The following is a 21,367-nucleotide window of genomic DNA, read 5'->3' on the forward strand; positions in this document are numbered from 1 at the left end:
AAATCGGGGTGACAGGATTCGAACCTGCGACCCCCTGGTCCCAAACCAGGTGCTCTAGCCAAGCTGAGCCACACCCCGCTGGTCTTACCCTTGCGCCTCACACAACGCAAGATATATTATATTCGATAGATAAAGGTCTGTCAACAAATTTCTTTCATTTTTTTGCAGAAATTTTGGAGAGAGGTATTGCGAAATCGGAGGATCACTATATATAATAGTATACATTGACAGAAAGGAACGAGGTTATGGAAGAAAATTTGAAATCAGAAGAAAATAAAATGGGTGTCATGCCGGTCAACAGGCTGCTGATCGAGATGTCCCTGCCGATGATGATATCTATGCTGGTACAGGCTCTTTATAATGTAGTAGACAGTATTTTTGTATCAAGGATCAATGAAAACGCGCTGACAGCAGTGTCACTGGCATTCCCGATCCAGTCGCTGATGATCGCAGTAGGAACAGGAACCGGTGTTGGTGTTAATGCGCTTCTTTCCAAGTCTCTTGGAGAGAAGAATACAGAGAGAGCAAATAAGGTAGCGGAGAATGGGGTATTTCTTGCAGCACTCAGCTATCTGCTTTTTCTTATTGTAGGACTGACAGTGGTGAAACCCTTTTATGCGGGACAGACGACAGATCAGGAGATCTTTGCTTATGGATATGAATATCTGACAGTGGTATGCTGCTTTTCTTTGGGTATGTATGCACAGTTTATTTTTGAAAGACTGCTGCAGTCAACGGGAAAAACAATATTTACCATGTTCACCCAGGGAACCGGTGCGATCATTAATATCATTCTGGATCCGATCCTGATTTTCGGGTATTTCGGACTGCCTGCAATGGGCGTAGCCGGTGCAGCTGTGGCTACGGTAATTGGACAGATCGTGGCTGCAGTTCTGGCTTTTATCATTAATCAGAAGAAGAATAGGGAGATCCATCTGGATTTCCGTGCATTTAAACCGGATGTCAAAATTATCGGAACGATTTATGCGGTAGGAATTCCTTCTATTATCATGCAGGCGATCGGATCGGTCATGACTTATGGAATGAATCGGATCCTGATGGTATTTTCCTCTACTGCTGCTGCGGTATTTGGGGTATACTTTAAACTACAGAGCTTTATTTTCATGCCGGTGTTCGGACTTAACAATGGCATGGTACCGATCATAGCCTATAATTATGGTGCCGGTAAGAAGGACAGGCTGACAAAGACCATGAAGCTCAGTATTATGTATGCCGTAGCGATCATGGCCGTGGGAATTGTGGTATTCCAGATTTTCCCAAGCCAGCTTTTTATGATGTTTGATGCTTCAGAGACTATGCTTGCTATTGGGGTACCAGCACTTCGTACAATCAGCTTAAGCTTTGCTTTCGCAGGCTTCTGTATTGTTACTGGATCGGTATTCCAGGCACTTGGAAATGGTGTATACAGCATGATCGTTTCTATTGCAAGACAGCTGATCGTGCTGCTGCCGGTAGCGTATCTTCTGTCGAGGACAGGGAATATTAATGCTGTATGGTGGGCATTCCCCATCGCAGAGGTGGTATCACTTCTGCTTACCATATTCTTCCTGCTCAGGATCAACAGGAATATTATCGATCATATTGGAGATGAACATATTACAAAGGAAGGAAAAGAAGATGATTAAGATTGTTATTTTATTTATTACAGGACTTATACTGATCTGCCTTGGCGGAGACAGACTGGTGGATGCGGCAGTTGCCATTGCAAAGAAGATGGGGATCCCTCAGATCGTAGTCGGGGCAACCATCGTGAGCATCGGAACAACGCTGCCGGAGGTGCTGGTGTCTACAACAGCGGCCTTTGACGGGTCTGCAGCAATTGCAACAGGAAATGCTTTTGGATCCATCATCTGTAATACATCACTGATCGCAGGACTTACCCAGACGATCCGTCCATCAAAGAAGATCGGGGCGGCCTCGATCAGATGGCGGAGTATCTTTTTCTTTGCCGTGCTGCTTGCGATGAATATTTACGCATATCTGACAGAGCAGTTCAACAGACCGGCCGGAATCGTACTGCTGCTTTTGTTTGCAGTATATGCTTACCTGAATATCAGAAGAGCCGGAGCAGAAGGGGAGGGGGCAGAAGAAGGAGCAGCAGAAGAAAATGTTGTTGTCTGGAAGCAGCTTCTGATCCTGGTAGTATGTGCCGGGCTTCTGTATGTGGGAGCCAATCTTCTTGTTGACAATGGAATTCTGATCGCAGAGGCACTTGGTGTTCCTGAGAGAGTGATAGCTGTTACCTTCATCGCACTTGGAACATCCCTGCCGGAGTTTGTAACTTCTGTGGTTTCTATCATAAAGGGATATGGAAATGTGGGACTTGGCAATATCATTGGGGCCAATATCCTGAACATGCTTCTTGTGATCGGAATTCCTGCAGCAATTGCGGGGATCCCAGTAGAGCAGTCCACGATCCGGGTAGACATGCCGCTTGCCTTTTGCGTCATGGCAGTGCTCCTTATACCGATCCTGATCAGGAAGAAATCCTCCAGGATCCAGGGCATCCTGCTGCTTGCTATTTATGTGGCATACTGTGCTGTGTCTTTTGCAGGATAACGCAGGAAAAGGCGGCAGGTGCTTTTCAGGTCATAAGCTTATGAAAAAAAAGGATTGAACAGAGATGCCTGGATATGGTATACTGAATAGGCATTTCTAAGCGGAATTGATGGAATTGGCAGACATGCAAGATTTAGGTTCTTGTGCCGAGAGGCGTATGGGTTCAAGTCCCATATTCCGCATGATTTATAAGGGATTTCTATGAAACATATACACCAAAAGGTGCAGACTAGGTATTGTCTGCACCTTTTGTTATGCAACGGTCAAAAATACGGTTAAAAAACAAGGTATAAATATAGGCAAATGCTGCAAAACCAAAAAATAAAAGAAGACTGCCGGTTACCACAAGCCGTTTACCGCTCTGGGCTGAAAAATGCAGGATGCCAATTGGAACAACGATAAAGAAAACCGTGGTCGGGAAATTACCTACTGCTAACAGTGCAGAATTGCAGAGCAGGCGGTGCAATCCGGTATCAAATCTGGCAATTTGAGGGAATGCATATACCTGGATGCAGAATACCATGATCAGCAGAAACCAGACTGGAAACTGTATCCAGGAATAGGATGGATCAATTACATGATATATTATGTAAAGATCACCGGTAAAAAAAGCCGTGAGCAGAAGAAAGGGAATCCAGATACAGGTAGACTGTCTGAAATTGCGTTTAAAGGATTTAAAAAACATTTTGTATATGTAGGATTCGGTTCCATCCTGCAATTGAAACATCACATGGTACATTGCCGTGATGGAGGCACCGATGGTCACAATCGGAATACTGCTGATAATAAACAGGGCATTGGTAAACATCAGATCACAAAAACAGGATAAAAAGCGTATTACCGGATTTTCAGGGCAGAAAAATTTATTCATGACAGCGTGTCCTTTCTTTTATCTAAATGAATCATGATAAATGCAGGATGTGGCGTGCGGGCACATTAAGCTGATATAAAAAGGCGCAGGCCGGATCTGCATATGGTAAATGTGGCAATAACAAGTTATTGTCATTATACATGATTAACAAAAGAACAAAATAAAAAAATGGAATATTAGCAATAATTGACAAATGAAAAGCAAAAAATGAAAAGTATATGCAGAGTGAAATTGTATAATGAAATTATGTTAATCTTCAACGAGGCCGAAGTTTGGAAGAACAGATAGTTACAAATCAATTATGTAAAAGAGAAGGAGAGGTATGAACATGAAAAAGTTAATTGCTAGTATTTTATGTGCTTGTATGATCTCAAGTCTTTTGGTTGGCTGTGGATCTAACGCTTCTACTGGTTCTGCAGATTCTACCGATAGTGCTTCATCCGACAGCACTGCCACAGCAGCTGCAGAAGACACCGGAAAAAAGAGTGATGCGGATGCGGATAAAGTGATCAATGTATGGGCATTTACAGATGAGGTTCCCGGCATGATTGAAAAGTATATAGAAGCACATCCGGATTTTGGCTATGAAATCAATACAACAATTATTGCTACTACAGATGGTGCATATCAGCCAGCACTTGACCAGGCACTTGCATCAGGTGGCTCTGATGCTCCGGATATTTACTGTGCAGAAGCTGCATTCGTATTAAAATATACACAGGGTGATGCAGCACAGTATGCAGCTCCTTATGAAGATCTTGGCATTGATGTGGATCAGGCCATTAAGGATGCAGATATTGCACAGTACACAGTAGACATCGGAACAAACCCTGATGGAAAGGTTGTTGGTCTGGGATATCAGGCAACAGGTGGTGCATTTATTTACCGCCGTTCTATCGCAAAGGATGTATGGGGAACGGATGATCCGGCTGTTATCCAGGATAAGGTTGGTCCTGGATGGGACAAATTCTTTGATGCAGCCGCAGAACTGAAAGCTAAGGGGTATGGTATTGTATCCGGTGATGGAGATATTTGGCATGCAGTGGAAAACAGTTCAGATCAGGGATGGATTGTAGACGGCAAATTAAATATTGATCCTAAGAGAGAAGAGTTCCTGGATCTTTCCAAGGAATTAAAAGATAATGGCTACCACAACGATACACAGGACTGGCAGGATGCATGGTTTGCTGATATGAAGGGAGAAGGCGAACAGCCTATCTTTGGCTTCTTCGGACCGGCATGGCTGATCAATTATACATTAGCACCCAACTGTGGCGGAGAAAAAGTTGGTGAAGGTACATATGGTGACTGGGCTGTCTGCACACCTCCGATTGGTTTCTTCTGGGGTGGTACCTGGATACTTGCTAATAAGAATACAGAAAAAGCTGATGCGGTAGGTGAGATCATCAAATGGATCACACTGGACACATCTGAAGATAGTCTTCAGTATAAATGGGCTAATGGTACACTGAACGGAGAAGGCGGTACAAAAGACTCTGTAGCATCCGGTGTAGTAATGTCCAAATCAAATGGTGAACTGGATTTCCTGGGTGGACAGAATATGTTTGATGCATTTGTTCCTGCAAATGCATATGCAAAAGGAACAAACCTGACACAGTATGATGAAACAATTAACACATACTGGAGAGACCAGGTTCGTCAGTATACAGCAGGTGAGAAATCACGTGATCAGGCAATTGCTGACTTTAAACAGCAGGTAGCTGATAACCTGGATGTAATTGTTGAGTAAGCAATTAATGCAGTAATTTCTTTAAACTGCATATACCAGCAAAAACAAGCAGGGCGGACACTTTCCTGTTCGCCCTGCTTTTCTTATATCAGTATAGAAATAATACCATTAAAACAAAAATGAGCAGGAAGGAAAGGTGAGAAAAGTGAAAAACAAAAAGCTGAGCTATGCAAGATATGGATATTATTTTAGTATCCCTTTTGCTGTGGCATTCCTGTTATTTACTTTATATCCCATTGTATACACCGTTATTATTGGATTTACGGATTTAAAAGGTCTTGGTATGACCAGCTTCCATTTCCTGAAAGATGATCCGTTCCGGAATTTCAAAACAGTTTTGGCAAATCCATCGTTTAAGCAGGCATTATCCAATACCGTGGTGATGTGGGTATTAAACTTTATCCCGCAGATCCTGCTGGCACTTTTGCTGACAGCATGGTTTACAGATAAGCGAAGCAAAATTGTTGGCCAGGGATTTTTTAAAGTTATTTTCTACATGCCAAACATTATTACAGCAGCAACTATTGCAATCTTATTTAATGCCTTATTTGGTTATCCGATGGGACCGGTAAATGATATTCTGGTGTCACTCAAAATCGTTGATAAACCGGTTAATCTGCTTATTAATAAGACGGTAGCAAGAGGCATTGTCATCTTTATCCAGACATGGATGTGGTATGGGTATACTATGATTACCCTGATTTCCGGAGTACTTGGTATCAGTCCTGAAATCTTTGAGTCTGCAGAAGTGGATGGGGCTAACCGTACACAGACCTTTTTGTATGTCACACTTCCAAATATTAAGACAATCCTGCTGTTTACACTTGTTACAAGTTTGATTGGCGGACTGAATATGTTTGATATCCCGAAGCTGTTTTTACTTGGCGGACCGGATAATGCAACATTGACTACCAATGTGTTTATTTATAATCAGGCATTCAGTGGAAGCTATATGTATAACAGGGCAGCAGCAGCAAGTATGATCATGCTCGTTATCATCGCCATTCTGTCCGGTATTCTGTTTATGATTCTGGATGATAAGGAGGAGGCAGAGCTGCGCAGACAGAACAGGCAGATGGAGAAGAAGTTCAAACGTAGACAAAAAGAACTGGCCCGGATAGAAAAAGCGCAGGCAGACGCCGGAACAGGCAAGGGGGTGGATGCAGATGCTGAAAAATAAGGAAAATCGGAAGCTGAAAGTTGTTATTTATGTTGTATGTATTCTTTTGGCGATCATCAGTATTATGCCGTTTTATGTTATGTTTATTAATTCAACACGATCCACAACGGAAATTCAGCAGCATGCGATTTCATTTCTGCCTTCCGGATATATGCTAAATAATCTGAAAATCCTTTTGGGAAAGAGCTTTAATCCGGCGGTGGGATTTAGAAACTCATTAATTATTTCCATCGGCTCCACTGCGCTGGCTGTATATTTCTCATCACTGACCGCCTATGCACTGGTAGCTTATGACTGGAAGCTTCGGCAGCCGTTTTTCAGTTTTATCATGTGTGTCATGATGATACCGGCACAGGTTACTACAATTGGTTTTTATCAGATGGTATATAAGATTGGAATGACAAATCATCTGTCAATGCTGATATTACCGGCAATCGCATCTCCTACAATGGTCTTTTTCATGAGACAGTATCTGCAGCCGACACTGTCAATGGAAATTGTACAATCAGCGCGTATTGATGGTGCAAAGGAATTTATGATTTTTAACCGTATTGTGCTGCCGATTATGAAACCGGCAATTGCAACACAGGCTATTTTTTCCTTTGTATCAAGCTGGAACAGTCTGTTTACACCGTTGGTTCTTCTGACGGATCAGAAAAAATATACTATGCCGATCATGGTCAGCCTGTTAAGAGGAGATATTTACAAGACGGAATATGGTTCTGTATATTTAGGCCTTTCCCTGACAGTACTGCCCCTGATTGCTGTATATCTGCTTTTATCCAAATATATTATTGCAGGTGTTGCACTTGGTGGTGTCAAAGGGTGATATTTATACCAAAAAAGAAGTGGACTTTTAATGAAAGTCCGCTTCAATTTTGGTTTGCTCGCTTTTACTCCGGAATTCAGAGGGTGAATATCCGGTGTGCTTTTTGAAACATCTGCAAAAAGCAGAAGGGGTGTTAAAACCGGTTTCATAAGCAACGGAGGTGACCGGAATATTTTCAGCTAACATCTCCTGCGCCCGGGTAATTCTTTTTTTGCACAGATAGTCATAAAAAGTGGTGTTCGTATATTGCTTGAATAATCTTGAAAAATGGAATTTTGAGAATCCGACTATGGCTGCGGTATCCTCCAAATTGAGGTCATCTGCGTAGTGCTCATCAATATAAATGAGCAGCTTGGAAAATTTGTCATAATGTTCTTTTTGTACATCCGTGGAAATTGAGGCACCGGATGTATTTTTTGACCCAAAGTATTCCTTGGCACAAATGGAAATATTCTTGAAAAACAGTGAAAAAATATCTGTTTCCCAGAAAATATCATTTTGGAAATAAATTTCGATCATTTTGGCAAAATTATTGTACAGAAGCTCGTAATGGCGGGATGTACCAGGCGAGATAAGATGTGCTTTTAGAAATATCGGCTGCATGGTCTTGTAATCCTGAAATGATGTATAGGGATCTAAATTGACCAGAAAGATAAAACGTATACCCGGAGCCGTACAGATAAGCTTATGAATGGCATGTGGCGGAATGATCAGAATATCTCCAGGGTGTAACGTATAGTGCTCATTGTTGACGATGACAACATAGTCCGACTGCATGCAGATGATTATTTCAACTGCAGAATGATAATGTGACGGATATCCTTCCATCTGTACATTGTACCAGATTCGTATATGGGATTCCGGTACAAAGTCAACCAGTTCGGTATTTTTGCCCTGCATTTTTCTTTCAACAAATCCACGGACAGGCTGCACATAATTTGCTTCGTTAAGATCAATATTATATCGCATAGAATCCATCCTTTTTTCTATTATTTGAGAATAACTATATTATAATCAATTTTTCTGTAATATGCAAAAGCTTTGTAGGTATCCAGATATTTAGGATCCGGAACATCAGACAGATATCAAAAAAGCAAAATATGTATATCTTCAGGCAATATATGTATAGTTTAACCGTGCCTGAAACCAATATAATCAAATCAGAAAATATATTTTTTTACAAGTTATATAAAGTTAGAAAATAACAACACAGGTATAGTAAAATAATCGTTATAAACAGATAAAATAGTTTATGGAGGAAGGTATGAACAGACAGGAAGCAGTCAGACGGGCAACTGAATTGGTGGAGCAGATGAGTGTAGAGGAGTTGGCATCACAGCTGCGCTTTGATGCAGATGAAATTCCACATCTGGATATTCCTGAATACAACTGGTGGAATGAAGGCCTGCACGGTGTTGCAAGAGCAGGCACAGCTACCGTTTTTCCACAGGCAATTGGTCTTGGAGCAACCTTTGATGAAGAGCTGCTGGAGCGGATCGGAACTGCCATTTCTACAGAGGCAAGAGCCAAATACAATGAAAATGAAAAACATGAAGACCGGGATATTTATAAGGGAATCACACTCTGGTCACCCAATGTCAATCTTTTCCGTGATCCCCGCTGGGGACGAGGACATGAGACCTATGGGGAAGATCCGGTCCTGATTGCCAGACTGGGTGTTGCATTTATCAGGGGTCTGCAGGGAGAGGGTGAATATATGCGCACAGCAGCATGTGCCAAGCATTTTGCTGTACATTCCGGACCTGAGGATAAACGCCACTTTTTTGACGCCAGGGTCACCATGAAGGAGCTCTGGGAGACTTATCTTCCACAGTTCGAGGCCTGTGTCAAAGAAGGTAAGGTTGAGGCTGTGATGGGTGCGTACAACAGGACCAATGGAGAGCCCTGCTGTGCACATAGTTATCTGATGGGAGAAGTACTGAGAAAACAGTGGGGATTTGAAGGACATTATGTTTCAGACTGCTGGGCTATCCGTGATTTTCATGAGCATCATAAGGTGACGAGCCGGCCGGAAGAAAGCGTCAGGCTGGCACTGGAGATGGGATGTGATGTCAATTGTGGCTGCACCTACCAGAAAATCCTGAATGCCTATGAAGAGGGACTGATTTCCAAAGAGTTATTGCAGAGAGCGGCTGTCCGCTTATTTACAACCAGATTTCTGCTTGGAATGTTTGATGAGACGGAATATGATCATATTCCGTATGAGGTTGTTGAATGCAGGGAGCATATCGATCTTTCAGTAGAGGCAGCACATAAGAGTGTCGTATTGCTGAAAAATGATGGTATCCTGCCCTTACAGAAGGAAAAACTGAAAACAATCGGAGTGATTGGTCCAAATGCCAATTCCAGAGCCGCTCTGATAGGCAATTATCATGGTACGGCTTCAAGATATGTTACCGTGCTGGAAGGCATTCAGGACTATGTGGGAGATGATGTCAGGGTACTTTATTCTGAAGGGTGTCATCTGTTTTTAGATCAGGTAGAAAAACTGGCAAGAGAGGATGACCGTATCTCAGAGGCAATGACAGTTGCAGAGCATTCAGATCTTGTTATCCTGTGTCTTGGACTGGATGAAAGCCTTGAGGGAGAAGAAGGAGATACCGGTAATGAATATGCATCCGGGGATAAGCAGAATCTGATGCTGCCGCCTTCCCAGCAGAGACTTCTGGAAATCATTGCGGAAATGGAGGTTCCGTTTATCGTATGCATGATGGCAGGAAGTGCCATGGATCTGAATCTGGCAGATGATAAGGCGAACGCAGTTCTTCAGACGTGGTATCCGGGAGCACGCGGTGGAAAAGCCGTTGCAGATATCCTGTTTGGGGAGATATCCCCTTCCGGGAAATTGCCAATCACTATTTACCGCAATTTACAGGGAATGCCTGATTTTGACGATTATTCCATGAAAAACCGGACGTACCGCTTTGTGGAAAAAGCACCACTTTATCCGTTTGGATATGGCCTGAATTATGCAGATACACAGATTGTGGAGGTAAGGCTGATAAGTGATGTGGATTATGTACAGACAAAAGAACAGAGTGTATCTGTTGAAGTAAGGGCCGTAAATTATGGAGCTGTCCCCACAGAGGATATACTGCAGGCTTATGTGCAGGTAGAGGATGCCAATGAAGTGCCTAATCCAAAGCTTGCTGTGTTTAAGCGTGTGGCATTTGCACCAGGAGAAGAAAAGACTGCGACGCTGGAAATTCCGGCAAAATCATTTACAGTTGTAGATGAAGAGGGCAGGTCAGTGCATACAGGTCTGGGGGCAGATATTTATATAGGATTTGGACAGCCGGATGAACGTACGAGAGAGCTGTCCGGGAAGAAGAGCGTGAGACTTCATATATAATTTTTACAGGGGATCCTTTTTACAAGGGATCCTTTTTTCTTTTCCATTTTCTTTTACCATTGTTTTAACAGAAGGATTCTGTTATAATTTTGTAGAACAGAAGGACAAAGATAAGAAAGCAAGTGCCACTGCAAGAGCAGAATATACGAATGAGGGAAAATAAGGAGGTTACGCTGTGGTATCAAGTATTGTGGGGAATTATCTGATGGAGAAAGGACTTCTTACCGGAGAACAGTTCAGAGATATCCTGAATGAGCAGCAGAAAGTAAGAGTAAAGCTCGGACTGATCGCAGTAGCAGAAGGACTGATGACACAGGAGGAGGCTGACAGAGTAAATCAGCTTCAGGCTGTGATGGACAGGCGCTTCGGCGATATTGCTGTAGAAAAAGGTTATCTGACAGAAGGACAGGTCAACAGCCTCCTGAAGAAGCAGGGAAATGCTTATCTTGCCTTTGCACAGGCAATGGAAAATCAACAGCTTATGACGATTGAGCAGCTGGAACAGATTCTTTTGGATTATCGGTGCGAAAACAATTTTACGGCATCTGATATGGATGCCCTGAAGAGTGATGATGTAGACAGTATTCTTCCACTTTTTCTTCCTGTAGACAGTGAAGCGTATTATGGAATTGCAGGGACGGCAGTCCGTACCCTGATGAGACTGGTAGACACTGGACTATATCCAGACAAAGCCTATATCATGCAGAAGACAGAGGATGAAAACGGTGCCCTGCAGAAGGTTGAGGGCGAGAAGGGATTTGTCAGTGCGCTAGGTGGTAAGGGCAATGCACTTCAGTTTACTGCTTCTGTATTTGGGCAGGAAAAGTTCGCATCGGTGGATGAGGATGCGCTGGATGCGATCGGTGAATTATTGAACTGTATTAATGGATTGTATGTTTCCGAGTGTAAGGACGGAAGTTCTCTGGAACTGATGCCCCCTTCCTTCAAGAACGGAATTCAGGGCTTTGAAAGCAGAAAAATGCTTGTCCTGCCAATTCATATTAAAAATGACTGTGTCGATCTTATGATCGCCATCGGTGATGAGATTGAAATGAAGTAGGAGGAAAAGGAAGATGGCTAAAATACTCGTTGTGGATGATTCCAGAACATCCAGGAAAATACTAAAGGGTTTGCTTGAAGAGAACGGTCATGAGGTCATAGCCGAGGCTGTAAATGGAGATGACGGGTATCTGAAATACAAGGAGTTACATCCGGATATTGTGACCATGGATATTACTATGCCAGTAACAGATGGTATCCAGGCACTGCAGCTTATTAAACATGAAAATGAAAAAGCAAGAGTGATCATGATTACAGCAGCGGGTCAGAAAGAGAAGATGATCCAGGCTGTCAAGTATGGTGCTGATGAGTTTATTACCAAGCCTTTTGATAAGGAAGAGGTAGTAAAGGCAATCAATAAGATTGTAGAATCACTGTAATAAAAAGGGGCTGATGACAGCCCCTTTTTAAAAGAAAAAAAGATTGATTGTTACAGGGTATTTTTCAAGATTGAGAGGGATTTATGGTATCAATTAAGGATGTGGCAAAGCGCGCCGGGGTTGCGATTTCTACCGTATCAAAGGTGCTGAATGGATATCCCAATGTCAGTGAAGAGACAAGGCAGCGGGTAAATAAGGCGGTGGAAGAACTGAACTTTGTGCCCAATTCCGTAGCAGCGGCGCTTTCCTCCAAGCAGGCGGGAAGAGTGGCACTTCTGATCAACAGCAATATGAAGACAAATGCGATCGATGAGATTGATATGCAGTATATTTCAGGCGCCCTGAATAAGGCTATGGAGCTGAACCTGGATGTGATCACACTGTTTTTCTTCATGTTTCAGAATAAAACGGCAGATGAGGTGGCAAGATATCTGCAGTCCCAGAGTATCACCGGGATCATTATTTATGGAATGAGTAAAGAGGATAAGGTGCTTCACCGTCTGATCTCGACCGGCAAGTTCAAGTGTGTGGTGATCGATGCGCCTTTTGTCAATGTCAGTACAAGCTGTATCGGGGTAGATCACAGAAGGGCGCAGTATGAGGTGGCGGCCAAGACTGTCATGGAGAATAACTGTAAGAGGATCCTGTATATTGCCGGGAAGCGGAATGGCTATGTGACGGATGAGAGGATCAGGGGCATGGAGGATCTTGTAAAAGAAAAGAATCTGACCATGCTGGTAAGGAATGGAGAGTTTTCGGAGCTTCAGGCAAGGAATATCACGCTGAAGTATGCGAAAAATAAGGATATAGTTGTATGTGCTTCGGATCTGATGGCGATCGGTGCCATGAAAGCATTGATCCAGATGGACATTTTCCGTCCCGTATGCGGCTTTGACGGGATCATCCTGATGGGTTATGTCGGTAAGCAGATGAATACGGTAAGACAGGATTTTGCCAGTATATCTGAGAGTGCCATGGAGGAGCTGCAGGAGCTTATGAATGGTGGCTATGGCAGGAATATCGTGATGAAGCACAGCCTTGTAAGGATGAAATATGAGGATATTATTGCATAGAATTTGAAGAAATACTTGCGGAAAACGTTTTCCTATGATATACTGACCTCAGTCAGCAGGGGGAAACGTAGTAAAACAGGGTATTTCAAGGCAACAGCTGATGAGAGAATAACAAGAAAATTATATGAGATAAACAGGAGGGTGTTATGGCAGCACAAACGAATTTACAGAAGGATATTCTGGTTCTGAATCTGGAAGAACAGTTAATGGAAATCGCAAAAGAGATGTATGGCAAGGAACTGTCTGCTCTGACAGATCAGGAAACCTATTATGCGGTATTAATTCTGACAAAGAGACTGATGGCAGTATCTGATTGCAATGAAGGGGAAAAGAAAGTATATTACATTTCCGCAGAATTTCTGATCGGCAAATTACTTTCCAACAATCTGATCAATCTCGGCGTTTATGATAAGATGAGCGATATTCTTGAAAAGTATGGCAAGAAGCTGTCCGTGATCGAGGAAGTGGAGCCGGAACCGTCTCTTGGAAACGGTGGTCTTGGAAGACTGGCGGCATGCTTCCTGGATTCTATTGCAACTCTTGGTCTTCCCGGAGAAGGAATCGGACTTAATTATCATTTTGGTCTGTTTAAGCAGGTATTTAAGGATAAGCTGCAGACAGCAGAGAAAAATGCCTGGATCGAGGAGAATTCCTGGCTGACTAAGACAGATATTACTTATGATGTTTATTTTGGAAAGAAAAAAGTAACCTCCAGATTATATGATATTGATGTAGCGGGCTATGACAGCGGTGTAAACAAGCTTCATCTGTTTGATATCGAGTCACTGGATGAGAGCCTCGTAAAGGAGGGTATCCAGTTTGATAAGGAAGCGATCGAGAAAAATCTGACACTGTTCCTTTATCCGGATGATTCTGATGAGGCAGGAAACCTGCTCCGTATTTATCAGCAGTATTTTATGGTAAGTAATGCAGCCCAGCTGATCCTGGCTGAGATGAAGGAGAAGAAGTTTGATCTCCGTAAGATGTATGATCATGCAGTCATCCAGATCAACGATACGCATCCGACCATGATCATTCCGGAATTGATCCGTATCCTTGTTGAGGAGAAGGCATTTACAATTGATGAGGCAATCGAGGTTGTAAGAAAAACCTGTGCATACACTAATCATACGATCCTGGCAGAAGCACTGGAGAAGTGGCCGCTTAAATATCTGGAGAAGGTAGTTCCCCAGCTCGTTCCTTACATCAAGGAGCTGGATAAGAGAGTAGCAGCAAAGTATAAGGATGAAAGGGTACAGATCATTGACAAGGATGGCCGTGTTCATATGGCACGCATTGATATCCATTATGGATTCTCTGTCAATGGTGTTGCTGCAATCCATACCCAGATCCTGGAAGAGACAGAGCTGAATGCTTTTTATAAGATTTACCCTGAGAAGTTCAATAATAAGACCAATGGTATCACCTTCAGAAGATGGCTTTTATCATGTAACAGAGAGCTTGCAGGATTTCTTGCAGAAACGATCGGAGATGGCTTCAAAAAGGATGCAGACAAGCTGGAGAAGCTGCTTGAATTCAAGGATACACCGGCAGTTCTGGATCGTATTGCCGAGATCAAATACGACCAGAAGAAGAAGCTGGCAGCTTATGTGAAGGAAAATGAGGGTGTTACCTTAAATCCCGATTCCGTATTTGATATCCAGGTCAAGAGACTGCATGAGTATAAGCGTCAGCAGATGAATGCACTGTACATTATCCACAAATATCTGGAGATCAAGAAGGGCAAGAAGCCGGCAAGACCGATGACCTTTATCTTTGGTGCAAAGGCAGCTCCTGCTTATATCATTGCGCAGGATATCATCCACCTGATCCTTGTACTGCAGGATATCGTAAACAATGATCCTGATGTAAGTCCTTACATGACAGTTCTTATGGTAGAGAATTACAATGTAAGCTATGCAGAGAGGCTGATCCCCGCCTGTGATATTTCTGAGCAGATCTCACTGGCAAGTAAGGAAGCATCCGGTACCGGAAATATGAAGTTCATGCTGAATGGTGCAGTAACCCTTGGTACATCCGACGGTGCTAACGTAGAGATTCACGAGTTAGTTGGTGATGACAATATTTACATCTTTGGTAAGGATTCTGAGACCGTTATAAGGCACTATGAAAAGGCTGATTATGTTTCCAAGGACTACTATGAGAAGAGCCCTGTGATCAAAGAAGCTGTTGATTTCATCGTTGGTAAGCAGGCACTGGCAGCAGGCCACAAGGAAAATCTGACAAGGCTCTACAATGAGCTTCTGAACAAAGACTGGTTCATGACATTACTGGATCTGGAAGATTATATCGAAACCAAGGACAGAATGTTCGCTGATTATGAAGACAGAGCAAAGTGGAAGAAGATGATGCTTGTGAACATCGCCAAGGCTGGATTCTTCTCATCTGACAGAACCATTGCAGAATACAACAGAGATATCTGGCATCTGACAAAAGAGCGCTAGGAAACGGTCAGCAAAAGAATAAAAGGATAATTGGATAAAAGTTGACAAATCAACATCATGGAATTATAATGACAAAAGTTGATTTGTCAACTTTTGCGTTATAGAAGGAAACAGGAGGTAACCATGGAAGACAGATTTGAGCGTTTCTCAGTAGGAATGTCAGAAATCTCACGGTACTGGCACAAGCTGACCGGGGATGAAATGGAAAAATACGGACTGAAGGGAACCCATTCCATCTATCTTCTGACCATGTACCGGTTTCCAGAAGGATTGACAGCGCCCAGGCTGTGTGAACTGTGTGTCAAGGATAAGGCAGATGTATCCCGTATGATGTCCCTGATGGAAAAGAAAGGACTGGTACGAAAGGAGAGCGTTGGAAAAACGCTGTACGGAGGTGTCTTCAAGCTGACAGAGGAAGGACAGGAGGCCGCCAGACATGTGAGCGAGCGGGCCAGGATCGCTGTGGAGATTGCCGGAAAGGATCTGACAGAGGAAAACAGACAGATCTTTTATGAGGCACTGGACCGGATCGTGGAAAACCTCAGGATACTTGCAAAGGACGGGATCCCAGAAGAAAGGTGAAAACATGAATAAGAAAGTAAATATTATTGTAGATTCAACAGCAGATATTACAGAGGATGTGAAAGAAAGACTGACAGTCGTCCCTTTAACGCTCCGCTTTGGAGATGAGGAATATATTGAAGGTGTTACGATCCAAAAGAAGGAATTTTACCAGAAGCTGATCGAAAGTGATGTGCTTCCCAAGACAAGCCAGGCAGTACCGGCAGACTTCAGTGATATATTTGAGAAAATTGCGGCAGCGGGGGAGAGCGCTGTTGTGATCACACTTTCTTCCAAGCTGTCAGGAACATGGCAGAGTGCTATGATCGCTGCCAGAGAGCATGAGGAAAGCATTTACGTGGTAGATAGCAGAAATGTAGCGATCGGAACTGCCATTCTGGCAAAGCTGGCGCTGCGCCTTGTGGACGAGGGGATGGGAGCCAGAGAGATCGCAGAAAGACTGGAAAAAGAACGTGAAAAGATCTGTCTGATCGCCATGCTGGATACACTGGAGTATCTGAAAAAGGGTGGACGGATCTCAGCAGCGGCTGCGTTTGCAGGCGGTGTGCTTTCCATTAAACCGGTTGTCTGCATCAGGGACGGGGAGATTGTGATCCTTGGAAAGGCAAGAGGCTCCAAGCAGGGAAATAACCTGCTTGTCAGTGAGATCAGAAAGACAGGAGGAATTGATTTTACAAAGCCGATCCTTCTTGGCTACACCGGACTGGATGATACCCTTCTTCAGAAGTATATCGAAGACAGTAAGGCACTCTGGGAAGAAGGTATTTCCTCACTGGAGACAACCATGATCGGAAGTGTCATTGGTACACATGCCGGTCCCGGTGCAGTAGCGGTTGCATTTTTCTCAGTATAGTGTGTGAAGGATTGACTAAACGAGTCGAGTAGTGAACTGTGTGCAGTCCCACACAGCAGTTGCCAGTCCGTCATAGAATTCCGGTTCGTGGCATACCATGAGGATGCTGCCCTTATAGGCGGTCAGGGCACGTTTCAGTTCATCCTTGGCATCTACGTCAAGGTGGTTGGTAGGCTCATCCAGAAGCAGGACATTGGTTTCCCGGTTGATCAGCTTGCATAGACGTACCTTTGCCTGCTCGCCGCCGCTTAATACCTTAACAAGGCTTTCAATATGCTTGGTGGTCAGACCACATTTGGCAAGGGCAGAACGTACCTCATACTGGCTGTAGCCGGGGAATTCCTGCCAGATCTCTTCGATACAGGTATTACTGCCATCACCGGACATTTCCTGTTCGAAATAACCGATACTCAGGTAATCACCCTGAGTGACTGATCCGGACAACGGTGGGATCAGACCGAGAATACTCTTTAACAGTGTGGTTTTACCGATTCCGTTGGCACCGGTAAGAACAATTTTCTGACCTCTTTCCATTTCCAGATTTAAGGGCTTGGAGAGAGGTTCTTCATAGCCGATGACAAGATCCTGTGTCTGGAAAATATAGCGGCCAGGGGTTCTTGCTTCTTTAAAATGAAATTCCGGCTTTGGCTTTTCTGCCGCAAGCTCGATTACATCCATCTTATCCAGCTTTTTCTGGCGGGACATGGCCATATTTCTGGTGGAAACTCTGGCTTTATTCCTGGCTACAAAATCCTTTAAGTCCGCAATCTCCTTCTGCTGCTTATTATAGGCAGCTTCCAGCTGTGCCTTTTTCATGGCATAGACTTCCTGAAACTTGTCATAATCCCCTACATAACGGGTGAGCTGCTGATTGTCCATGTGGTAGATCAAATTGACAACACTGTTCAAAAACGGAATGTCATGGGAGATCAGGATAAAGGCGTTCTCATAGTCATTCAGATACCGTTTCAGCCAGGCGATATGCTCAGCGTCCAGATAGTTGGTAGGCTCGTCCAGAAGCAGGATATCCGGTTTTTCCAGAAGGAGCTTGGCAAGAAGCACCTTGGTACGCTGACCGCCGCTTAAATCAGAGACGTCTCTGTCAAGAGAAAGCTCCAAAAGGCCAAGAGCCCTTGCAACCTCTTCAACTTTGGCATCGATCATATAGAAATCGTGCATGGTAAGCAGATCCTGAATGGTTCCAAGGTCTTCCATGTACTGTTCCAGTTCTTCTTCAGATGCGGTTCCCATTTTGTCACAGATGTCATTCATCTGTTTTTCCATGTCAAACAGAAAATCAAAGGCAGAGGAGAGCACCTGACGGATCGTCATGCCCTTTTCAAGGACAGTGTGCTGGTCCAGATAACCGACACGTACGTTTTTCGCCCATTCTATCTTGCCCTCATCCGGCATCAGCTTGCCTGTAATGATATTCATAAAAGTGGATTTCCCTTCGCCGTTGGCTCCGATCAGGCCAATATGCTCACCCTTCAGCAGACGGAAGGAAACATCCTGGAAAATGGCTCTGTCACCAAAGCCATGGGTTAAATGTTCTACGTTTAAAATACTCATAAATGTCTGTACCTTTCTTCAGACAGCTCAGACAGAACTGTCAAATGTATATCATAAGGGATTATAGCATAAAAAATCAGCCTTGCGGGAAAATATCATTGACAGATGGAAATATCTGTCTTACACTAATATTAGTAATAGTTACTGATATTAAAAAGATTAAGGAGGAAAAAGAATGGATACATCTATACTAAGGAAACTATCATATGGGGTATATGTGATCAGCACCTGGGATAATGGACGTCCTACCGGCTGCACAGCAAACAGTGTGATGCAGATCACCTCATCACCGAAGATAACAGTGGCATTAAGCCTGAACCATCAGAACTACACAACGGAATGCATTAAGGAAACGGGAGTATTTGCAGTTTCGGTACTTGCAGAGGATTCGGCTCCATCACTGATCGGCGGCTTTGGGTTCCGTTCTGGGAGAGATGTGGATAAATTTGATGGAGTAGATTATAAGGTGGAGGATTTCCTGCCAGTGATCAGTGACAGCTGCGGTTATCTGACCTGCCGTGTGATCAATACCGTGGAGACTGATACGCATACCATTTTTCTCGGTGAGGTGACAGGTGCAGGAAGCTTTGACAAAGGACCGGAAATGACGTATGCTTATTATCACAGAGTTGTCAAGAAGTCATAAGACTGGAGGAAAATTATGGAGTTAAAAGGATCAAAAACAGAAGCAAATTTACAGGCGGCCTTTGCAGGAGAGTCAATGGCTACCAACAAGTACACCTACTTTGCATCCAAGGCAAAGAAGGACGGCTATCAGCAGATCGCAGCGATTTTTGAAGAGACAGCAGCCAACGAGAGAGAGCATGCCAAGATGTGGTACAAGCTGATCAACGGTGGAATTGATTCTACACTGGAGAACCTTGGACATGCGGCAGAGGGCGAAAACTACGAGTGGACAGATATGTACAGTGAGTTTGCCAAAGTAGCCAGAGAAGAAGGCTTTGAGCAGATTGCTGCTTTATTTGAAGGGGTAGCTGCCATTGAGAAGGAGCATGAGGAAAGATACCGCAGACTGATCACCAATATTGAGCAGGGCGTTGTATTTTCCAAAGATGGTGATACGATCTGGCAGTGCCGCAATTGCGGACATATCTGCATCGGTAAGGAAGCACCGGAGGTTTGTCCGGTATGTGCACATCCACAGAGCTATTTTCAGGTAAAGGCGGAGAATTACTAATGGAAGAATCAATGAAGGATTATGAAAGGGAGCTGGAGGCCAGCTTCCGCAAGATCAGTGAAGGAGATCTCATTTCAGGAACGGTCATTGACGTAAATGAAGAGGAAGTGACTTTAGATCTGAAGTATTACGCACAGGGGATCATCAAGGCGGAGGATATGAGTAATGATCCCTCCTTTTCCCTTATGACAGATGTTGCGGTAGGGGATGAGATCGAAGCAGAGGTCATCAGTATGGACGACGGACATGGCAATATACTGCTTTCCAAAAAGGAAGCGCAGCAGGATACCGCATGGGATGTACTGAAGACGTATCTGGAAGAAAAGAAAGAGCTGACCGTAAAGGTCAGTGAAGTAGTAAATGCCGGTGTGGTTGCCTATGTGGAAGGAATCCGTGGATTTATCCCGGCGTCCCAGCTTTCCCTGCAGTATGTGGAGGATCTGGCACCTTTCCAGGGCAGGCAGCTTAACGTGCGCGTGATCACGGTGGATCCGGAGAAGCAGAAGCTGGTTCTTTCAGCAAAGGAAATTTTAAGAGAGCAGGAGAAGGAAGCACATGACCACAAGGTAGCCATGATCGTACCGGGAACGATTCTGAATGGAACGGTAGAGAGTCTGCAGCCCTATGGAGCCTTTGTAGCACTGCAGGATGGACTGAGCGGTCTGGTTCATATTTCACAGATTTGTGAAAAAAGGATCAAGAAGCCTTCAGAGGTTCTGAAGGCAGGCGATAAGGTTAAGGTCAAGGTATTAAACACCAATGACGGCAGGATTTCCTTAAGCATTAAGGCAGCAGAGGAAAATGCGCAGGCAGAAGAGATCGAGGATACAGATGCGAAGCAGTACAGCTCGGGAGAGAGTCTTGGAACAAGCCTCGGGGATCTGTTTGCGAAGCTGAAGCTGTAGGGAAGGATATCATCACATGTACCAATATTGTTTGTTTGATCTTGACGGCACACTGACGGATTCCCGGGAAGGGATCACGAAGTGCGTGCAGTATGCCCTTGCAAAGTGTGGGATCGAGGAGCCTGATCTGAAGAAGCTGGAGTGCTTTATCGGACCGCCTCTTCATACAAGCTTTCAGAAGTATTACGGTATGGATCGGGATATGGCGAAAAGAGCAGTGGAATTTTACCGGGAGAGGTTCCGTCCGATCGGTATTTTTGAAAACCAGGTGTATGAAGGAGTACCGGAAATGCTGCAGGCTCTGTCAGAGGCCGGGTGTCATCTGGCCGTAGCATCCAGTAAGCCGGAGGTATTTGTGAAAAAGGTGCTGGATCACTTTGACATTGAAAAATATTTTTCTGTTGTGGTCGGAAGCGGTCTTGACGGCAGCAGGGAAAAGAAAGAGGAAGTGGTAGAGGAAGCACTGCGACAGCTTGGTATCCTGGAATTGTCTGAGGAAGAGCGCAGGGAGAGCTGTGCCATGATCGGGGATCGGGAGTTTGACATCCAGGGAGCCAGGGCATGGAAGCTGACCGGGGTCGGTGTGCACTATGGCTTTGCAGCAGAAGGAGAGCTGGAGGCAGAAGGAGCCGATGCCATTGCGGGAACAGTGGAAGAGCTGAAAGAGATCCTGCTGACAGGACAGGTGAAGGGATGA

General features: G+C 44.1%; 19 protein-coding genes and 2 tRNA genes. 17 read left to right on the forward strand and 4 right to left on the reverse strand.

Annotated elements, in window-relative coordinates; all coding sequences use genetic code 11:
- Positions 1-3 precede the first annotated feature (3 nt).
- A tRNA-Pro gene (locus WJQ40_RS04655) sits at positions 4-78 on the reverse strand.
- A 167-nt stretch (positions 79-245) separates the two neighbouring features.
- On the opposite strand from WJQ40_RS04655, the gene WJQ40_RS04660 reads away from it, so the two are divergent.
- The 3 genes from WJQ40_RS04660 to WJQ40_RS04670 all read left to right on the forward strand — a co-directional run bounded on the left by WJQ40_RS04660 (position 246) and on the right by WJQ40_RS04670 (position 2,762).
- Entirely contained in the window at positions 246-1,646 is a 1,401-nt protein-coding gene (locus WJQ40_RS04660) for an MATE family efflux transporter (RefSeq protein WP_337538166.1), read from the forward strand.
- Complete coding sequence (locus tag WJQ40_RS04665; protein WP_337402963.1) at positions 1,639-2,580, forward strand: calcium/sodium antiporter; 942 nt, start codon at positions 1,639-1,641, stop codon at positions 2,578-2,580. Before WJQ40_RS04660 ends, WJQ40_RS04665 begins: the two co-directional genes overlap by 8 nt.
- A 100-nt stretch (positions 2,581-2,680) precedes the next feature.
- Positions 2,681-2,762, forward strand: a tRNA-Leu gene (locus WJQ40_RS04670).
- 47 nt (positions 2,763-2,809) lie between these two features.
- Here the strand turns inward: WJQ40_RS04670 and WJQ40_RS04675 are convergent.
- On the reverse strand, positions 2,810-3,451 hold the full coding sequence (locus WJQ40_RS04675) for a YesL family protein (RefSeq protein ID WP_118798880.1): 642 nt from the start codon (positions 3,449-3,451) through the stop codon (positions 2,810-2,812).
- 328 nt (positions 3,452-3,779) lie between these two features.
- Here WJQ40_RS04675 and WJQ40_RS04680 point away from each other — a divergent pair, with 328 nt between their 5' ends.
- The 3 genes from WJQ40_RS04680 to WJQ40_RS04690 all read left to right on the forward strand — a co-directional run bounded on the left by WJQ40_RS04680 (position 3,780) and on the right by WJQ40_RS04690 (position 7,210).
- Positions 3,780-5,201, forward strand: coding sequence for an ABC transporter substrate-binding protein (locus tag WJQ40_RS04680; protein WP_262575150.1), 1,422 nt, complete (start codon positions 3,780-3,782; stop codon positions 5,199-5,201).
- A gap of 136 nt (positions 5,202-5,337) precedes the next feature.
- Positions 5,338-6,381, forward strand: a complete 1,044-nt coding sequence (locus WJQ40_RS04685; protein WP_262575149.1) for a sugar ABC transporter permease — start codon at positions 5,338-5,340, stop codon at positions 6,379-6,381.
- Entirely contained in the window at positions 6,368-7,210 is an 843-nt protein-coding gene (locus WJQ40_RS04690) for a carbohydrate ABC transporter permease (protein WP_262575148.1), read from the forward strand. The genes WJQ40_RS04685 and WJQ40_RS04690 overlap by 14 nt, the downstream gene beginning before the upstream one ends.
- A gap of 27 nt (positions 7,211-7,237) precedes the next feature.
- Here WJQ40_RS04690 and WJQ40_RS04695 read toward each other — a convergent pair whose 3' ends face one another.
- Complete coding sequence (locus WJQ40_RS04695) at positions 7,238-8,038, reverse strand: AraC family transcriptional regulator (RefSeq protein ID WP_337538168.1); 801 nt, start codon at positions 8,036-8,038, stop codon at positions 7,238-7,240.
- A gap of 436 nt (positions 8,039-8,474) precedes the next feature.
- Between WJQ40_RS04695 and WJQ40_RS04700 the strand changes: the two genes are divergently transcribed.
- The 7 genes from WJQ40_RS04700 to WJQ40_RS04730 all read left to right on the forward strand — a co-directional run bounded on the left by WJQ40_RS04700 (position 8,475) and on the right by WJQ40_RS04730 (position 16,995).
- Positions 8,475-10,583 (forward strand): glycoside hydrolase family 3 C-terminal domain-containing protein, encoded by a 2,109-nt coding sequence (locus WJQ40_RS04700; protein WP_337538170.1) that lies wholly within the window; start codon positions 8,475-8,477, stop codon positions 10,581-10,583.
- Between the two features lie 175 nt (positions 10,584-10,758).
- Entirely contained in the window at positions 10,759-11,643 is an 885-nt protein-coding gene (locus WJQ40_RS04705) for a chemotaxis protein CheX (protein ID WP_337538172.1), read from the forward strand.
- 13 nt (positions 11,644-11,656) lie between these two features.
- On the forward strand, positions 11,657-12,022 hold the full coding sequence (locus WJQ40_RS04710) for a response regulator (protein WP_262575144.1): 366 nt from the start codon (positions 11,657-11,659) through the stop codon (positions 12,020-12,022).
- A gap of 83 nt (positions 12,023-12,105) precedes the next feature.
- Complete coding sequence (locus WJQ40_RS04715; RefSeq protein ID WP_337405735.1) at positions 12,106-13,095, forward strand: LacI family DNA-binding transcriptional regulator; 990 nt, start codon at positions 12,106-12,108, stop codon at positions 13,093-13,095.
- A gap of 146 nt (positions 13,096-13,241) precedes the next feature.
- The gene (locus tag WJQ40_RS04720) at positions 13,242-15,560 is read left to right on the forward strand and encodes a glycogen/starch/alpha-glucan phosphorylase (RefSeq protein WP_262575142.1); all 2,319 of its coding nucleotides are present in this window, start codon (positions 13,242-13,244) and stop codon (positions 15,558-15,560) included.
- Between the two features lie 123 nt (positions 15,561-15,683).
- Positions 15,684-16,142 (forward strand): MarR family transcriptional regulator, encoded by a 459-nt coding sequence (locus WJQ40_RS04725; RefSeq protein WP_118798889.1) that lies wholly within the window; start codon positions 15,684-15,686, stop codon positions 16,140-16,142.
- 4 nt (positions 16,143-16,146) lie between these two features.
- Positions 16,147-16,995, forward strand: a complete 849-nt coding sequence (locus WJQ40_RS04730) for a DegV family protein (protein ID WP_337405730.1) — start codon at positions 16,147-16,149, stop codon at positions 16,993-16,995.
- A 15-nt stretch (positions 16,996-17,010) separates the two neighbouring features.
- On the opposite strand, the gene WJQ40_RS04735 is transcribed toward WJQ40_RS04730, so the two are convergent.
- Entirely contained in the window at positions 17,011-18,567 is a 1,557-nt protein-coding gene (locus tag WJQ40_RS04735; protein WP_337538176.1) for an ABC-F family ATP-binding cassette domain-containing protein, read from the reverse strand.
- Positions 18,568-18,742: 175 nt separating this feature from the next.
- Here WJQ40_RS04735 and WJQ40_RS04740 point away from each other — a divergent pair, with 175 nt between their 5' ends.
- Genes WJQ40_RS04740 through WJQ40_RS04755 form a run of 4 tightly spaced genes read left to right on the forward strand, consistent with a single transcriptional unit; the run spans position 18,743 to position 21,367 of the window.
- Positions 18,743-19,213: a flavin reductase family protein gene (locus tag WJQ40_RS04740; protein WP_337538178.1), complete on the forward strand. Its 471-nt coding sequence runs from the start codon at positions 18,743-18,745 to the stop codon at positions 19,211-19,213.
- A 15-nt stretch (positions 19,214-19,228) separates the two neighbouring features.
- Positions 19,229-19,765, forward strand: coding sequence for a rubrerythrin (rbr, locus tag WJQ40_RS04745; protein WP_262575139.1), 537 nt, complete (start codon positions 19,229-19,231; stop codon positions 19,763-19,765).
- Complete coding sequence (locus tag WJQ40_RS04750) at positions 19,765-20,670, forward strand: S1 RNA-binding domain-containing protein (RefSeq protein ID WP_118798894.1); 906 nt, start codon at positions 19,765-19,767, stop codon at positions 20,668-20,670. The genes rbr and WJQ40_RS04750 overlap by 1 nt, the downstream gene beginning before the upstream one ends.
- Before the next feature lie 16 nt (positions 20,671-20,686).
- Positions 20,687-21,367 carry an HAD hydrolase-like protein gene (locus WJQ40_RS04755; protein ID WP_337538179.1) on the forward strand — a complete coding sequence of 227 codons (681 nt, stop codon included), beginning with the start codon at positions 20,687-20,689 and terminating at the stop codon, positions 21,365-21,367.

This window comes from Suilimivivens sp., from assembly GCF_037359455.1.
In the GTDB taxonomy this organism is placed as follows: domain Bacteria; phylum Bacillota; class Clostridia; order Lachnospirales; family Lachnospiraceae; genus Suilimivivens; species Suilimivivens aceti.

Excerpts from the sequence above, each read along its gene's own strand:
- WJQ40_RS04660 (WP_337538166.1), top strand. The coding sequence starts at position 246 with ATGGAAGAAAATTTGAAATCAGAAGAAAATAAAATGGGTGTCATGCCG.
- WJQ40_RS04665 (WP_337402963.1), top strand. The coding sequence starts at position 1,639 with ATGATTAAGATTGTTATTTTATTTATTACAGGACTTATACTGATCTGC.
- WJQ40_RS04675 (WP_118798880.1), bottom strand. The coding sequence starts at position 3,451 with ATGAATAAATTTTTCTGCCCTGAAAATCCGGTAATACGCTTTTTATCC.
- WJQ40_RS04680 (WP_262575150.1), top strand. The coding sequence starts at position 3,780 with ATGAAAAAGTTAATTGCTAGTATTTTATGTGCTTGTATGATCTCAAGT.
- WJQ40_RS04690 (WP_262575148.1), top strand. The coding sequence starts at position 6,368 with ATGCTGAAAAATAAGGAAAATCGGAAGCTGAAAGTTGTTATTTATGTT.
- WJQ40_RS04695 (WP_337538168.1), bottom strand. The coding sequence starts at position 8,038 with ATGGAAGGATATCCGTCACATTATCATTCTGCAGTTGAAATAATCATC.
- WJQ40_RS04700 (WP_337538170.1), top strand. The coding sequence starts at position 8,475 with ATGAACAGACAGGAAGCAGTCAGACGGGCAACTGAATTGGTGGAGCAG.
- WJQ40_RS04710 (WP_262575144.1), top strand. The coding sequence starts at position 11,657 with ATGGCTAAAATACTCGTTGTGGATGATTCCAGAACATCCAGGAAAATA.
- WJQ40_RS04715 (WP_337405735.1), top strand. The coding sequence starts at position 12,106 with ATGGTATCAATTAAGGATGTGGCAAAGCGCGCCGGGGTTGCGATTTCT.
- WJQ40_RS04720 (WP_262575142.1), top strand. The coding sequence starts at position 13,242 with ATGGCAGCACAAACGAATTTACAGAAGGATATTCTGGTTCTGAATCTG.
- WJQ40_RS04725 (WP_118798889.1), top strand. The coding sequence starts at position 15,684 with ATGGAAGACAGATTTGAGCGTTTCTCAGTAGGAATGTCAGAAATCTCA.
- WJQ40_RS04730 (WP_337405730.1), top strand. The coding sequence starts at position 16,147 with ATGAATAAGAAAGTAAATATTATTGTAGATTCAACAGCAGATATTACA.
- WJQ40_RS04735 (WP_337538176.1), bottom strand. The coding sequence starts at position 18,567 with ATGAGTATTTTAAACGTAGAACATTTAACCCATGGCTTTGGTGACAGA.
- WJQ40_RS04740 (WP_337538178.1), top strand. The coding sequence starts at position 18,743 with ATGGATACATCTATACTAAGGAAACTATCATATGGGGTATATGTGATC.
- rbr (WP_262575139.1), top strand. The coding sequence starts at position 19,229 with ATGGAGTTAAAAGGATCAAAAACAGAAGCAAATTTACAGGCGGCCTTT.
- WJQ40_RS04750 (WP_118798894.1), top strand. The coding sequence starts at position 19,765 with ATGGAAGAATCAATGAAGGATTATGAAAGGGAGCTGGAGGCCAGCTTC.
- WJQ40_RS04755 (WP_337538179.1), top strand. The coding sequence starts at position 20,687 with ATGTACCAATATTGTTTGTTTGATCTTGACGGCACACTGACGGATTCC.